The following is a 14,812-nucleotide window of genomic DNA, read 5'->3' as shown; positions in this document are numbered from 1 at the left end:
AGGGCATCCGGTCCACCTCGGAAGTCGTTCCGAGGTGCTGTCGAGGCGGGTTCGAGCCGTGGTCGACAGGCTCGGCCACAGCCGAACGACCAGATGGAGGCCAGCATGTGTGGTATCGCCGGTTGGGTGGACTTCGGGCGTGACCTGTCCGGGGAACGCGCCACGATCGAAGCGATGAACGAGGCCCAGAAGCACCGCGGCACCAACGCCCGCGGGGTCTGGTGCTCCCGGAACGTCGCGATCGGGCACACCAGGACGTCGGTGATCGACCTGGCCGGCGGCGTTCAGCCGATGTTCGCGGAGGAGGACGGCCGCACGATCGCCGTGCTGACGTACTCCGGGGAGGTCTTCAACTTCAAGGAGCTGCGCAGCGAGCTCGAACGGCGGGGGCACCACTTCCGCACCCGCAGCGACACCGAGGTCGTGCTGCGGTCCTACCTCGAATGGGGTGCCGACTGCGGCAAGCACCTTGAAGGGATGTACGCCTTCGGGGTCTGGGACCTGCGCACCGAGACGATGCTGCTCGTCCGCGACCGGTTCGGCATCAAGCCCCTGTTCTACAGCCTGCAGCCCGAAGGTGTGATCTTCTCGTCCGAGCCGAAGGCGCTGCTGACGCACCCGCTGACCAAGGCGGTCGTCGACATCGACGGCCTGCGCGAGGTCTTCTCGACGGCGAAGCTGCCGGGCGAGGCCGTGTTCCGGGACCAGGACCAGCTGCGGCCCGGGCACACGCTCGCGATCGGCCGTAACGGCGTCGTCGACCGGACGTACTGGGAGCTCGAAGCCAAGCCGCACACCGACGACCTGGACAACACCATCTCGCACACCCGGCAGCTGCTGGAGGACATCGTCCTCGGCCAGCTGACCGCCGACGTCCCGCTGTGCACGCTGCTCTCCGGCGGCCTCGACTCCAGCGCCGTCACCGGGATCGCGGCCGGCTGGCTGAAGAAGAACGGCGAACGCGTCCGCAGCGTGACGACGACCTACGTCGGGTACAGCGAGAACTTCCGGCCGGACGACACCCGCGACACCGCGGACGGCCCGTTCGCCGACGAGCTCGCCCAGTACCACGGGGCCGAGCACATCCACCTCGTGCTCGACACCCGCGACCTGATGGACCCCGAGGTCCGGCTCGCCGCGCTCGTCGCGCAGGACATGCCGACCACGGCCGGCGACATGGACGCGTCGCACCTGCTGATGATGCGCGCGACCCGGGAACACTCGGTCGTCGCGCTGACCGGCGAGGTCGGCGACGAGGTGTTCGGCGGGTTCCGCTGGATGCACGACGAGGAGCTCGTGCGCTCGGGCACGTTCCCCTGGATCGCCAACGAGAAGCGGGTGCCGGGCTGCGTCAAGGGCCAGGGGCGTGGCCTGTTCAACGACGGCTTCCTGAAGAAGCTCGACATGGACAGCTACTACCGCGACAACTACGCCCAGGCGCTGCGCGAAACCCCGCACCAGGAGGGCGAAAGCGAGTTCGAGAGCATCATGCGGAACGTCCGCTACGTCAAGCTGATGCGCTGGCTGCCGATGCTGCTCGAACGCGGCGACCGGCTGGCCGCGGCGTGCGGGCTCGAGGCGCGGCTGCCGTTCCTGGACCACCGGCTCGTCGAGTACATGTACAACGCGCCGTGGGCGTTCCAGTCGTTCGACGGCCGCGAGAAGAGCATCCTGCGCGCCGCTGTCAAGGACCTGCTCCCGGAGTCGGTGTTCGAGCGGCGCAAGGCGCCTTACCCCGTCACGCAGGACCCGGCCTACACCGAGGCGCTGCACGGGCTGCTCGCCGAGACGCTGGCCGACCCGAACGCGCCGATCCGGCCGTTGCTGGACCAGGCGTCCGTCGACGAGGTCTTCCGGCACCCCAAGGGGGTTTCGCAGGACTGGCCGAGCCGGATGAACGTCGAGATGGCGCTGCAGTTCAACACCTGGCTCACGCACTACGGCATCACCCTCGACATCTGACTCGCGATCCGCGGAAAGGAGCAAGTGCGATGACCCAGACCCAGCCCAAGCCCGTGCCGATGACCCGGCGGTGCCCGCTGGCCCCGCCCGACGAGTACGCGCAGCTGCGCGAGGAGACCCCGGTCAGCGAGGTGGCCCTGCCGGACGGGAACACCGGCTGGCTGGTCACCCGCTTCGACGACGTCACCAGCGTGCTGGTGCACCCCGACGTGAGCGCCCAGCGGAAGTTCCAGACCTCGGTCACGTCGGTCACCCTCAGCCCCGATGAGTACCTGGCGTCCGGGTTCGGCGTGTCGTTCATCGGGATGGACCCGCCGGACCACACGCACTACCGCAAGCTGATGACCGGGATGTTCACGGTCAAGCGGCTCAAGTCGCTGGTGCCGCGGATCGAGAAGATCGTCGACGACCAGCTGGACGTGCTGGTCGCCGGCGGTTCGCCCGCCGACCTCATCCCGGACTTCGCGACGCCGGTGCCGTCGCTGGTGATCTGCGAGCTGCTCGGGATGCCCTACGAGGACAGCAAGCTGTTCCAGGAGCGCACGCACGTCATCATGAGCCTCGAGCGGACCAAGGAAGGTCTGCTCGACGCCATGACCGGGATGTCCGACGACATGCGCGCGCTGGTCCACGAGAAGCGCGCGCAGCCGGACGGCCGGCTGATGAGCAACCTCATCGAAGCCGTGCCCGACGACGGCGTCCCGCTCACCGACGACGAGCTGGTGGCCATCGGGAACCTGATGATGATCGCGGGCTACGAGACCACCGCGAACATGATCGGCCTCGGCGCGCTGACCCTGCTGCACTACCGCGAACAGTGGGAAACCCTGTGCCGGCAACCGGATCTGGCCGAGCGCGCGGTCGAGGAGATCCTGCGCTACCTCACGGTCGGGCCGTTCTGCCTGCCGCGCACGGCGAAGACGGACCTCGAGCTGGGTGGCCGGCACATTCGCGCCGGCGACCCGATCCTGCTCTCGACCGAGTCGGCGAACTGGGACCCGGCGCAGTTCGAGAACCCCGAGGCGTTCGACATCACCCGCAAGCCCAAGCGGCACGTCGGGTTCGCCTTCGGCGCGCACCAGTGCCTCGGGCAGGAGCTGGCCCGGATGGAGATGCGGATCGCGTTCGCCAAGCTGGCGCAGCGGCTGCCGGACCTGCGGCTGGCCGTGCCGCTGGAGGAGATCCCGATGCGCACCGACATGCAGATCTACGGCGCGCACGAGGTCCCCGTCGTCTGGTGATCCGCTGGTAGGTCCCGCGACGGAGCAGTCGCCTCCGGCCCTTGTCGCTCGCACCGGCCGCCGGCCGGTGCGAGCGGCTTTTTTGTGTCCGGGCGGGGATTCGTGCGGCGGTCACGCGCCCGTCGCACTCTGCCGCCCCGACGTCACTGATTGTAGTTTCGGATGAGTCGGACAACCTCTTGATCGACTTAATCAAACAAGTAGTTGACAGTGTGAGTCGCCTCGTTGATTATGAGTGCAGACGAGAGTTCACTGTGGGAAAAGGAGTACGTCGTGGAGAAGCACCCGCTCAGGTGGTGGGCACTGGCGGTCGCGGTTCTGGCCGTCCTGGTGGACATGATCGACAACCAGATCGTGGCGGTGGCGCTGCCCACCATCCAGCGGGAGCTGGGCACGGGGGATTCCGCGCTGCAGTGGATTTCGGCCGGGTACGCGCTGGGGTTCGCGCTCACCCTGATCACCGGTGGCCGGCTGGGTGACCGGTACGGCACCAAGAAGCTGTTCCTCGCCGGCATGGTCGTGTTCACCGGCGCGTCGCTGGCCGCCGGGCTCGCCGGGCACGTCGAGGTGCTGATCGCCGCGCGCGTGATCCAGGGTGTCGGGTCCGGGCTGATGGTGCCGCAGGTCCTGTCGTTCATCCACGCGGAGTTCGACGAGAAGGAACGCCCCAAGGCGATGACCTACTACGCGGGCGCGTTCCCGATCGGCGGGCTCGCCGGGCCGCTGCTGGGCGGCGTGCTGACTCAGGCCGACCTGTTCGGCATCGGCTGGCGCGCGATCTTCCTGATCAACCTGCCCATCGGCGTGCTCGCGCTGATCGGCGCGCTGGTCACGATGCCGAGCCGGCCCGGGTTCTTCCGGCACCGCATGGACTTCAGCGGCCTGCTGCTGCTGACGGCGGGGCTGTTCGCGATCTTCTACCCGCTGGTGCAGGGCCGTGAGCTGGGCTGGCCGAAGTGGTCGATCTACCTGATGGTGGCCGCGATCCCGCTGCTCGCGATCTTTGCGCTGCACCAGCGGATCAAGGCCAAGCGCGGCGGCGAACCGCTGGTCCCGCCGGCCCTGCTGAAGTACCGCAGCCTGTCCGGCGGCCAGGCCGTCATGCTCTGCATCAACACCGCGGTCGGCGTCTTCTTCATCCTGACGCTGCACCTGCAGCTCGGGCTCGGGTTCTCGCCGCTGGAGGCCGCGCTGACGTTCGCGCCGTCGACGATCGGCATCGTCGTGGGCAACGTCCTGGGCATGCAGCTGGCCCCGAAGCTCGGGCGGGCGTTCACCGCCGGGGCGATCGTGGTGCTGCTGGCCAGCCTGGTCGCGATCGCGGTCCTGGTGCAGCAGCTGGGCCACGACCTGAACGTGTGGGCGCTGCTGGCCCCGGTCATCGGCTTCGGGCTCGGCATGGGCGCGGTGCTGAACTCGCTGTTCGGCGTCTCGATGTCGGAGATCCAGATGCAGCAGGCCGGCGCCGCTTCCGGTCTGGTGAACACGACCGTCCAGCTCGGCACCGCGACCGGGATCGCGCTGTTCGGCACGGTGTTCTTCTCGCGGCTGGGCAGCGGGTTCGAGTCCGCCACGGTCAGCGCGATCGCCGTCAGCGTCGGGGTCCTGGTGCTGGCGCTGCTGTTCACGACCCTGCTGCCGGGCAAGAAGCAGGGTGCCGGCCAGGCGGCCGCGGCCGCCGACGAGCACAAGGCCGGGGCATCGGCGCGATGACCGAGCCGGGCAACCACGAGACAGCGGTGCTCATCGTGGGCGGGGGCATCACCGGCCTGTCCACGGCGCTCTTCCTCGCAAGGCTCGGGGTTCGCCCGATCCTGGTCGAACGGCATCCCTCCACGGCCCTGCTGCCCCAGGCGCGCGCGTTCAACCCGCGCTCCATGGAGATCTACCGCGCCCTGGGGCTCGCGGAGGCCATCCGGGACCGGACGTCGATCCTCACCGACATGCCCGACATGATCGGCGCGGACACCCTGGCCGGGCAGGAGCACTTCCGGTTCGACGTGCTCGCCCAGGCCCGGCCGCCGGCGTCCCTCAGCCCGGCGGACTGGGAGATGATCGACCAGGACGAACTGGAACGGATCGTGCGCGCCCGCGCCGAAGAAAGCGGTGCGGACGTGCGGTTCGGTACCGAACTGATCGCGCTGACCGACAACGGCGACGGCGTCACGGCGGTCGTGCGCAACCTGGAAACCGGGGTCCACCACCGGCTCCACGCCGATTACGTCGTCGCCGCCGACGGCCACCGCGCGGGTCTGCGCGACCGGCTCGGCGTCGGCGCCGACGGGCCGGGAGTGCTCCTCGAGGTGGCGAACTTCGTGTTCGACGCCGACCTCGGGGCCGCGCTGCAGGGCCGCCGGTTCCTGCTCGCCTACCTGGACCGGCCGACGAAGGGCTCGACCCTGATCCCGCTGCGGGAGTTCGGGCGGTGGGCGCTCTCCGTGCCGTACCGGCCCGAACTGGGCGAGAGCGTCGCCGACTTCACGCGGCAGCACTGCGTGGCGCTGGCCCGGCAGGCGATCGGGCTCCCGGACGTCGACATCCGGCTCGTCCCGTCGATGCCGGGGTCCGACCGGATCGTCACGACCACCACGATCGGCGGCTGGGTCGCCCGGCGCTACCGGGCCGGGCGGGTGTTCTTCGCCGGCGACGCGGCGCACGTCGTGCCGCCGTCAGGCAGCTACGGCGCGAACACCGGCATCGCCGACGCGCACAACCTGGCGTGGAAACTCGCCGCCGTGCTCGACGACGGCGCCGGTGACGAGCTGCTCGACACCTACGAGGACGAACGCCGGCCGGTCGCCCGGCTGACGCTCGAAAGCGCGATGCAGCTGCTCCACGACCGCCACGAAGGGGCCGGGGACAACACGAAGACCGACGACCTGGCCATGATCTTCGGGTATCGGTACCGCTCGTCGGCGGTCCTCGCCGGGACGGCCGGCGCGGGCCGGCCCGTCGAGGACCCGCGCACGCCCAGCGGCGAGCCCGGGCTGCGGGCGCCGCACGTGCGGCTGGAACAGGGCGGCGCCGGACTGTCCACACTGGACCTGTTCACCGGGTCCTTCACGGTGCTGGCCGGGCCGGCCGGCGTCGGCTGGGTCGCGGCGGCCAAGGCGGCCGCGGCGGCGCTCGGCCTCGAGGTGGACGTCCACCGCGTGGGTTTCGAGTTCGACGACCCGGACGACCGGTGGGCCGCGGCCTACGGCGTCACCGCCAGCGGCGCGGTCCTCGTCCGGCCGGACGGGTTCGTCGCCTGGCGGGCCGGGGAGCTGCCCCGCCACCCCGAGCACGAGTTGCGGGCCGCGCTGGCCCGGGTGCTCGCGTTGCGCGAAGAAGGCAGCCGCCGCGCAGGCTGATCAGTTCGGAACGTGCCGTCCGGGCAGCGGGGGACCACCCCGCTGCCCGGACGGTTCGTCGGCTCAGGTCCGGTTCGGCAAGCACGTCTTGGGAGCACGAGTTGTGCGCAACGCGCGAAGGGGAACCCGCCGGGCCGTCGTACCCGGACGGCCGGGACGAGGTGCGGTGGCTGCCGATCACGGACGAGCGCTGCGGCGACGACGGGTTCGCGGGCCCCGCGATCGGGGCCCTGCACCGGGTCGGTGACCTGGTCCCGGTGCCGGAGACGATCGTCCTGACCGCGCCCGTCCGGCACTGGCGGGACCTGGTGCGGCAACGGCCCGCCGACCCGTTCGCGGAGTACGCGGGGCTGGTCGAAGAGCCGGTTTCGGTGCGGGCGTGGCAGATCCGGCCGCGGCGCTCGGACCTGCCGATCGGGCCGGTCTTCAACAACCTCGGCCCCGGCACGGTGGCCGAGGCGATGCTGGAGCTGCTCGCTCTCGCCGAAGACGGCGCTCGTGAGTTCCCGCGGCTGGCGTTCGCGCTGCAGCGGTTCACCGCGGCGGAGGCGAGCGCGCACGTCCGCGCGGCGCCCGACGGCGAGCGCGTCCGGGTGCAGGCGTTCCTGGGCCTCGCCGAGCAGCTGGCCGAGCCGCTGCACCCGGACCTGGTCGTGCTGGCGGGCCCGGAGCTCGCCGTCCGCGAGTACCGGGTGGCGGACAAGCCGACGGCCACGGTCGCCGCGGCCGGGGGCACCCGGACGTCGACGGTCCCCGAGCTGCGCCGGCGCGCGCCGGCGCTGCGCGTGAAGACGGTGCAGCACCTGGGTTCGCTCACCATCGCGGCCGCGCGGCGGCTGGCCGTCCCGGTGGCCGCGGAGTTCGCCGTCACCGACGGTGAGGCGGTGCTGCTGCGGTGCCGTCCGGTGCCGGCGTGACCGGCGATCTGGGTGCGGTGTTGCGGGTGGGTTCGGCCGCGCGCCGGCTGGATGTGCCGGTGGCTGCGGAGTTCGCGGTATCCAGGGCGAGGTGGCGTTGCCGTCCGGTGCCGTCGTGAGCGGGGAGTTGGGTGCGGTGTTGCGGGTGGGCCGGTCAGAGGTGCGTGAATGGCTGCTGTGTCCGGTGAAGGTGTTGCGGCGTTGGGGTTCGGTAGCGGCCGCGCGGCGGCCGGCCGTCCCGGTGGCCGCGGAGTTCGCCGTCACCGACGGCGAGGCGGTGCTGCTGCGGTGCCGTCCGGTGCCGGCGTGACCGGCGAGCTCGACGCCGTGTTCCGGCCGGTGCGGGCGGGCCGGGCGGTCGAGGAGACGATCGAACGGCTGCGGCAGCTGGTGCGGCTCGGCGTCGTCGCCGCGGGCTCGCGGCTGCCGGCCGAACGGGAGCTGGCCGAGCGGCTCGCCGTCAGCCGCGTGACACTGCGGGAAGCGTTGCGGGCGCTCGCTTCCGAGGGGTACGTCGAATCCCGGCGAGGCCGCTACGGCGGCACGTTCGTCGTCGAACGGCTGCCCGCGCCGCAGCGGACCGGGCGGCTCGACGCGGCCGAACTGGACGACGTCCTGCGCCTGCGGCACGTGGTGGAGACGGGCGCGGCCGAGCTGGCGGCGGGACGGCGGCTGAGTTCGGCGGACCGGCGGCACCTGGTCACGACGTTCGCCGCGGCCGACGTCGTGGCCGGCCCGGCCGATCACCGGCGCCGGGACGCGCGGCTGCACCTGGCGATCGCGGAGGTCACCGGGTCCGGTTCGCTGACGACCGTGGTCGCCGACGTCCGGATGCGGCTCGCCGGGTGGCTCGACGGGATCCCGCCGGACCCGGAGCGTTCGCAGGCCCAGCACGCGAAGATCCTCGACGCGATCCTGGCGGGTGACCCGCCCGCGGCCCGCGCGGCGATGGCGGCCCACGTCGAGGCGACGGCGGCCCGGCTGCGCGCGTCCCGGTCGTGAGTGTTTAGGGCGGTTCTAACCGCCCTGAACACTCACGACGGGTGGGTGAGACGGGTGCCGGGGCGGTGGTGGACACGCCCCGGCACCCGGGGTCCTAACCGGCGAGAGCCGCGGCCAGCAGCGGGAACTCGTCGTCCGTCGGAGCGGTGATGCGCAGGCCCGGGACGCGGCCCGCCTGGTCGTCGCCGAAGACGCGTACCACCACGCCCGCCCGGACCAGCTCGTCGTAGTCGCGTTGCGGGTCTTCGGAGGCGACGAACCGGTAGTGCACCGGCGCGCCCTTGACCACGCCCGGATAACGCCGGACCAGCAGGGCCTCCATCGCCGCCGCGTTGACGAGCAGCCGCTCGCGGGTGCGCTCGGCCCAGGCCGTCTCCCGCAACGCCGCGATCGCCACCACCGAGTCCACATAGGACAACGGCCAGTTGAGCCGCTGGGCGGCGACGGCCGCCCGCAGGTCCTCGTTGACCGTCCACATGGCACCGGTGCGGGCGCCGGCGATGCCGAAGAGCTTGTTCGGCGACGACAGGACGACCACATTGGACAGTCCGGACCACGCCATCGACCGCCGGGTGCCGCCGCCGAGGAAGTCGACGTACGCCTCGTCGACGATCAGCGTCGAGGCCGGGTTCTCACGGCACACCTCGGCCAGGTCCCCGGGCGGGATGTGCAGGCCCAGCGGGTTGTTCGGGTTCGACAGCACGACGTAGTCGTAGCGCGCCATGCCCTCGGCGACCCGCGCGAGCCGCGTCGCGACGGTGTCGATCCCGCCGTTCGCGGGCGGCAGGTGGTTGGTGAACCAGCGGATGCTGTCGGTGTAGTCCGGGGTGACCACGGCGATCCGGTCCGCCGGCAGCAACCGCGCCAGCACCCGGATAAACTCGGTGATCCCGCGGCCGGAGACCAGCAGTTCGGGGTCCACCGTGAGGTAGTTCGCGTAGGTGGCCCGGAACAGCGAGTCGGCTTCGTAGGGGTGGGCGCGCAGCCGCTGGACGTCCAGCTCCCGCAGCGCGACGCGGACCGCGGACGGCGGCCCGTACCGGTTCACGCAGGTGCCCAGGTCCAGGTACGTGTCGCCGGCGAGGCCCCGGAGATCTCCGCCCTGCCTGTGGATGGCGTCGTCGGAAAGACTCTTCATCACTTCCTGCCTTCTGGTGGCGGACGTCCGGTGCCGCCTCGTCAGGGTCCGCTGACCGTGCCAGGGAGCGGTCCAACCTGGCTCGAACCGGGCTGACGCGGACGGAATCCAGGTCGTCGCGAGTTGCGCACGAGTGCGCGTGGTGACCATCCGGGGGTTCGCAGAACCCCCGCCGAAACCAGGAAGGACCCACGATGACCGCTGCGTGGATTCGCAGACTCGCCCTCGTCTCCGGGGTGCTGACCGTCGTCGGGCTCAGCACCCCGGCCGCACTCGCCGACACTTCGCACGCGCGGGGGACCCAGTACTACGTCGACTGCGCCGGCGGCCATGACTCGGCGTCCGGGCTCGGCGCCGGGCAGGCGTGGAAGACGCTGGCCAAGGTGAACTCCGTCGTGTTCACGCCCGGCAGCCGGATCACGTTCAAGCGCGGGACGACGTGCGACGGCACGTTCGCGCCGAAGGGCTCGGGCACCGCCGGCCGGCCGATCACCACCGGCACCTACGGCTGGGGCGCCAAGCCGAAGATCGACGCGCACGGCGCGCTCGCCGCGGTGCTGCTGCACAACGTCGAGGGCTGGGAGGTGCGCGACCTCGATCTCAGCAACCAGGGCCCGCCGCCGGGCGAGACCGAGCTGCGCATCGGCGTCTACGTCCAGCTCGAGGACTTCGGCGTCGCGCACCACCTCGTCGTTTCGGGCGTCGACGTCCACGACGTCAACGGCTGTGACTGCCGCAACCCGCACACCCCGACCGTCAGCGGTGCGATCGTCTTCAAGGCGGGCGGCACGACCAAGCCGAGCGGCTTCGACGACGTCGTCATCGAGGGCAACACGCTGCGGCACGTCGACCGGCAGGGCATCGCGACGTCGTCCGACTGGGAGAAGCGCGCGCAGTACCCCGACGGCCGCGGCACCACGTACTTCCCGATCACCCGGCTGCGCATCGCCCACAACTACGGCGAGGACATCGGCGGGGACGCGGTCGGCGTCTACAACGCGACGAACGCCGTGGTGGAGTACAACACCTTCCGCGGCTGGGCCGAGCGCGCGCCGTCCTACACCGCCGCGCTCAGCGCGTTCAACGCCGACGGCACGGTGTTCCGCTACAACGAGGTCTCCTACGGCCACGGCTCCGGCCCGCTGCCCTCGGCGGCGTACATGACCGAGCACGCGAACCTCGACACGGTGTTCGAGCACAACCTCAGCCGCGAGAACCAGGGCGGCATGCTGGTGGTCTGCGCCGACGCCGGCCGGCCGACGGACCGCACCACGGTCCGCTACAACATCAGCCAGAACGACTTCTCCAACGGCTACTACCCGGACTTCAACGGTGGCACCGACCCGGTCGGCGTCGTCACGGTGATCTGCCTGGAGACCGGGCGCGTGCAGGTGTACGGCAACACGATCTACGCCCCGAACGCCGAGCGGCTGCTGATGAACTACACCACCGACCCGCTGGAGTTCTCCGACAACATCTTCGTCGGGCGCGCGGGCGGGTCGGCGTTCAGCGACGCGTACGGGATCTACGACCACAACCTGTACCAGAACGTCACGACCGTCCCGGCCGGGGACGCGCACGCCGTCGTCGCCGACCCGAAGTTCACCGCGCCGGGCCTGGCGGCCGACCGCCAGGACGCCACCGGCTACCGGCTGCGCGGCGGTTCGCCGGCGCTGTCGGCGGGTGCGGCCAACCCGGGCGTGCGGGACTACTTCGGTTACCCGGTCCCGCCGGTGCGCCCGAACATCGGCGCGTACGCCGGTCCCGCGGTCCGATGAGCCGGCGGGTCCTCGTCGTCGGGGCCGGGATCGGCGGGCTCTGCCTGGCGCACGGGTTGCGGCAGGCCGGCGTCGACGTCGTGGTGCACGAACGCGACGAGACACCGGCCCCGCGGCACCGGCTGCGGATCACGCCCGACGGCGAGCGGGCGTTCCGGGAGTGCCTGCCGCCGGCCGTGCGCGAGGGGTTCGTCGCGACGTCCATGCGTTACACGAAGGGCATGGCGGCCTACGACGAACACCTGGTGCAGCAGTGGGAACACCACGACGAGGACGACGGGAACCTCGACCGCGTCGACGCCGTCGACCACCGGACGCTGCGTGAGGTGCTGCGCACCGGCCTCGGCGACGTCGTCCGGTTCGGCTCGTCGTTCAGCCACCACGAGCTGACGGTCGAGGGCGGGGTTCGCGCGTACTTCCGCGACGGCACGTCCGACGCCGGTGACGTCCTGGTCGCCGCGGACGGGACGGACTCGGCGGTGCGCGCCGCGTGGCGTCCCGGCGACGAGCCCCGCGACCTCGGCGTCCGCGCGATCGTCTCGCGGATCCCGATGGCGAAGGCGATCAAGGGCGGGCTGCCGGAGTTCATGCACGACCGGTTCACCTCCGTCGTCAGCTCCGGCGGTGTCAGTTTCGGGTTGCTGCCCATGGTGTTCCGGCCGGGCACCGACGCCGAGGACTACTACACGGCGGTGTTCAACACGCACCGGTCGCACCTCGGGATCACCGACGACGTCCTGTTCGGGCTGTCCGGGGCCGCCCTGCGGGAGGTGCTGCTGAACCGGACCGCGGACTGGCACCCGGACCTGCACGGGGTGTTCGCGCACGCGGAGCCGGCGGAGACGCACGTGCTGGCCCTGCGGGCGACGGCGCCGGGCCCGGCGTGGGGCCAGGGCCCGGTGGTCCCGCTCGGCGACGCGGCACACACGATGCCGCTGTCGGGCGGGGCCGGGGCGAACGTCGCGGCCCAGGACGCGGCGGCGTTGTGCCGCGTCCTGACGATGCCGGGCTCGCTGGCCGAAGGACTGGCGGGCTACCAGGCGGACGTCACCCGCCGCGGCACGGCCGCCGTCGCGGAGTCGGTCCGAATGGCCCAAGCCTCGATGCGCCTGGACTGGGAGTACTGAAGAAAGGTCCGTGAAGGCCTCCTTGAGGGACTCAGAGTCCCTCAAGGGGGCCTTCACGGCTCTGCGGCGCGCGGGGATGGTGAGGCGTGCCGCGAGAACGGGTCGCGCACCGCACCGGGGGGTAGCGGTGCGGTGCGCGATCCTCTTTCACCGGGGAGGCTGGGGGTCAACCCCGGTTCGGCGCGACGGCCACCCGCCCGGCCTCGCGGCACAGGGGCTGGTAGGCGTCGCCGGTCGTGACGGCCAAGGCCGGCTGCGGCTCGGTGCGGGCCGCGCCCAGCAGCTCCGCCTCCAGGTGCAGCCGGCGGCCGATGTCGCGGAAGGTCGGCAGCATGCGGTAGTGGTGTTCCTCCGTGTGGTCGGCCGCGTGCTCGAACTCCAGCAGGTGCAGGTTCACCAGGTCGTCCAGCAGGGTTTCCGCCAGGCAGCCGTCGAGGTCGAGCACGGCCGACGCGGCCGCCAGGGACAGGCTCCCGGCGTCGGAGGTGCTCAGCGCGCGGAACGCCCAGCGCACCTCCGGTGTCGCGACGCGGTAGGTGAGCGACACGCTCGAGCGCAGGTCGAACGGGTCGTCCGCACCCGTGTCGGCCCAGTCCGCGGCCCGTCGCACCGGCCAGTGCGGGCGGTGCCGCAGCCGGGTCGCCGCCGCGTGCAGGGCCAGCGGCAGGCCGTCGCAGCGGGCGACCAGCGCGCGGGTGCCGTCCGGGTCCTGAGCGAGCCGCTCCGGGCCGATCAGGCCGCTCAACATCCGGACGCCGTCGGTGCCGCCCAGCGGGCTCAGGCTCACCACCGTCGTCACCGCGGGATCCGACAGCTGAATCCGGCTCGCGACGACGACCGCGCACTCGCGGCCCGCGGGCAGCAACGGCGCGAGTTGGTGGTCGTCCAGCACGTCGTCGAGCACCACCAGCACCCGCCGGTCGGCCGTCCAGGTGCGGAACTGCGTGCTGCGTTCCGCGACCGAGCCGGCGATCCGGTCGCCCGGGACGCCGATCGCGCGCAGGAACCCGGCCAGCACCGTGCCGGGGTCGACCGGCTGCCCGGCGGCGTCGGCCAGGCTCGCGTGGAACTGGCCGTCGGGGAACTTCTCCCGCACGTCGTGGCCCGCGTGCACGCACAGCGCCGTCTTGCCCGATCCCGGCGGGCCGTCGACGGTGACGACCGCCGGGCCCCGCCGCTCCGGTGCCGTGACGGCGGTGACGATCGTGTGCAGCTCGGTGTCCCGGCCGACCAGGCCCGGCCCGGCGGGTGGCAGCTGACGCGGCGGCTCCGGCCGCGCCACCTGCCGCCGGACCTGGGCCGGGACGGCGTCGAGGCTGCCGTTCGCGGCCAGCACCGCGCGGTGGACGCGCTGCAGCTCCGCGCCCGGGTCGAGGCCCAGCTCGTCGGCCAGGGCCGACCGGGTCCGTTGGTAGACACCCAGCGCCTCGGAGCGCCGGCCGGAGCGGTAGAGCGCCAGCATCAGCTTGGCCTGGAAACCTTCGTGCGTCGGCTGCTGCGCCGCCAGCCGGGTGAGCTCGCCCAGCACCTCCTGGTGCCGGCCGAGCTGCAGCGCGGCGTCGATGCGGTGCTCAAGGGCGTTCTTGCGCATCTCGTCGAGCCGCAGGACCTCGGCCTGCAGCACCGGGCCCGGGTTGAGGTCGACGAGCGCGGAGCCGCGCCAGAGCCGCAGCGCGCCGTCCAGGGTGTGGAACGCCGCCTCGGCGTCCCCGGAGTCGAGCTCGGTCCAGCCCTGCGTCGCCTGGCGCTCGAAGTGGCTCGAGTCCAGGGCGTCGCGGTCCACCGCGAGCATGTAACCGCCGGAGAGGGTGAGCAGCACGGGCTGCCCGTCGTCCCGGCGGACGCGCGCCGACGGCCGCTGCGCCGCGTCCAGCTCCAGCAGCTTCCGCAGCTGGTAGACGTAGGTCTGCAGGGTCGTCTTGACGCTGGTCGGCGGGTTCTCCTCCCAGAGTTCTTCGATGAGCTGTTCGGTCCGGACGATGTGGTTAGCGGACACGGCGAGCAGGCTGAACACGCGCTGGAGCTTCGGCGCGGACGGCGTGATCGGCACCCCGTCGCGTACGACCTCCAGCGGGCCGAGAACCTTGACGCACAACATCTGCATCCTCCAAGTATCGATGCGGCGTGGTCCGCTCCCCGTCGGATTACGCCGCTCCCCAGTCCCCAGGTTTGCCCGCACCCATAACCGGGTAAGAACCAGTCGGGTGCGGGCTTCTGCCCACCATGGCCGGGTCCGCTGGACGAGCATTAGCAGAGCGCTGACGCCGCCTTGGGAATGTCAGCCTATCGTGCAA

Annotated in this window: 11 protein-coding genes; 9 read left to right on the top strand and 2 right to left on the bottom strand. The window is 71.8% G+C overall.

Annotated features, from left to right (window positions below):
- Positions 1-93 precede the first annotated feature (93 nt).
- The 7 genes from asnB to OHS18_RS27025 all read left to right on the top strand — a co-directional run bounded on the left by asnB (position 94) and on the right by OHS18_RS27025 (position 8,475).
- A complete protein-coding gene (gene asnB, locus OHS18_RS27055) occupies positions 94-1,962 on the top strand; it encodes an asparagine synthase (glutamine-hydrolyzing) (RefSeq protein ID WP_328612827.1) in 1,869 nt (622 codons plus the stop codon).
- A gap of 29 nt (positions 1,963-1,991) precedes the next feature.
- On the top strand, positions 1,992-3,203 hold the full coding sequence (locus tag OHS18_RS27050; protein ID WP_328612826.1) for a cytochrome P450: 1,212 nt from the start codon (positions 1,992-1,994) through the stop codon (positions 3,201-3,203).
- Between the two features lie 273 nt (positions 3,204-3,476).
- Positions 3,477-4,916: an MFS transporter gene (locus OHS18_RS27045; RefSeq protein WP_328612825.1), complete on the top strand. Its 1,440-nt coding sequence runs from the start codon at positions 3,477-3,479 to the stop codon at positions 4,914-4,916.
- Positions 4,913-6,556 (top strand): FAD-dependent oxidoreductase, encoded by a 1,644-nt coding sequence (locus tag OHS18_RS27040; RefSeq protein WP_328447927.1) that lies wholly within the window; start codon positions 4,913-4,915, stop codon positions 6,554-6,556. The genes OHS18_RS27045 and OHS18_RS27040 overlap by 4 nt, the downstream gene beginning before the upstream one ends.
- A 101-nt stretch (positions 6,557-6,657) precedes the next feature.
- Positions 6,658-7,473, top strand: coding sequence for a PEP/pyruvate-binding domain-containing protein (locus OHS18_RS27035; protein WP_328612824.1), 816 nt, complete (start codon positions 6,658-6,660; stop codon positions 7,471-7,473).
- A gap of 91 nt (positions 7,474-7,564) precedes the next feature.
- Entirely contained in the window at positions 7,565-7,783 is a 219-nt protein-coding gene (locus OHS18_RS27030) for a hypothetical protein (RefSeq protein WP_328612823.1), read from the top strand.
- Positions 7,780-8,475 carry a FadR/GntR family transcriptional regulator gene (locus OHS18_RS27025; RefSeq protein WP_328447932.1) on the top strand — a complete coding sequence of 232 codons (696 nt, stop codon included), beginning with the start codon at positions 7,780-7,782 and terminating at the stop codon, positions 8,473-8,475. Before OHS18_RS27030 ends, OHS18_RS27025 begins: the two co-directional genes overlap by 4 nt.
- Positions 8,476-8,569: 94 nt before the next feature.
- On the opposite strand, the gene OHS18_RS27020 is transcribed toward OHS18_RS27025, so the two are convergent.
- Entirely contained in the window at positions 8,570-9,613 is a 1,044-nt protein-coding gene (locus tag OHS18_RS27020) for an aminotransferase class I/II-fold pyridoxal phosphate-dependent enzyme (protein ID WP_328447934.1), read from the bottom strand.
- A 194-nt stretch (positions 9,614-9,807) separates the two neighbouring features.
- Between OHS18_RS27020 and OHS18_RS27015 the strand changes: the two genes are divergently transcribed.
- A complete protein-coding gene (locus tag OHS18_RS27015) occupies positions 9,808-11,391 on the top strand; it encodes a hypothetical protein (RefSeq protein WP_328612822.1) in 1,584 nt (527 codons plus the stop codon).
- Positions 11,388-12,518: an FAD-dependent oxidoreductase gene (locus OHS18_RS27010; protein WP_328612821.1), complete on the top strand. Its 1,131-nt coding sequence runs from the start codon at positions 11,388-11,390 to the stop codon at positions 12,516-12,518. Before OHS18_RS27015 ends, OHS18_RS27010 begins: the two co-directional genes overlap by 4 nt.
- Positions 12,519-12,684: 166 nt before the next feature.
- On the opposite strand, the gene OHS18_RS27005 is transcribed toward OHS18_RS27010, so the two are convergent.
- A complete protein-coding gene (locus tag OHS18_RS27005) occupies positions 12,685-14,622 on the bottom strand; it encodes an AfsR/SARP family transcriptional regulator (RefSeq protein ID WP_328612820.1) in 1,938 nt (645 codons plus the stop codon).
- Between the last annotated feature and the right edge of the window lie 190 nt (positions 14,623-14,812).

The sequence above is a fragment of the Amycolatopsis sp. NBC_00355 genome, from assembly GCF_036104975.1.
Taxonomy (GTDB): Bacteria; Actinomycetota; Actinomycetes; order Mycobacteriales; family Pseudonocardiaceae; genus Amycolatopsis.
The sequence above is the reverse complement of the archived record's forward strand: the minus strand, read 5'-3'. Positions and strand labels throughout refer to the sequence as shown.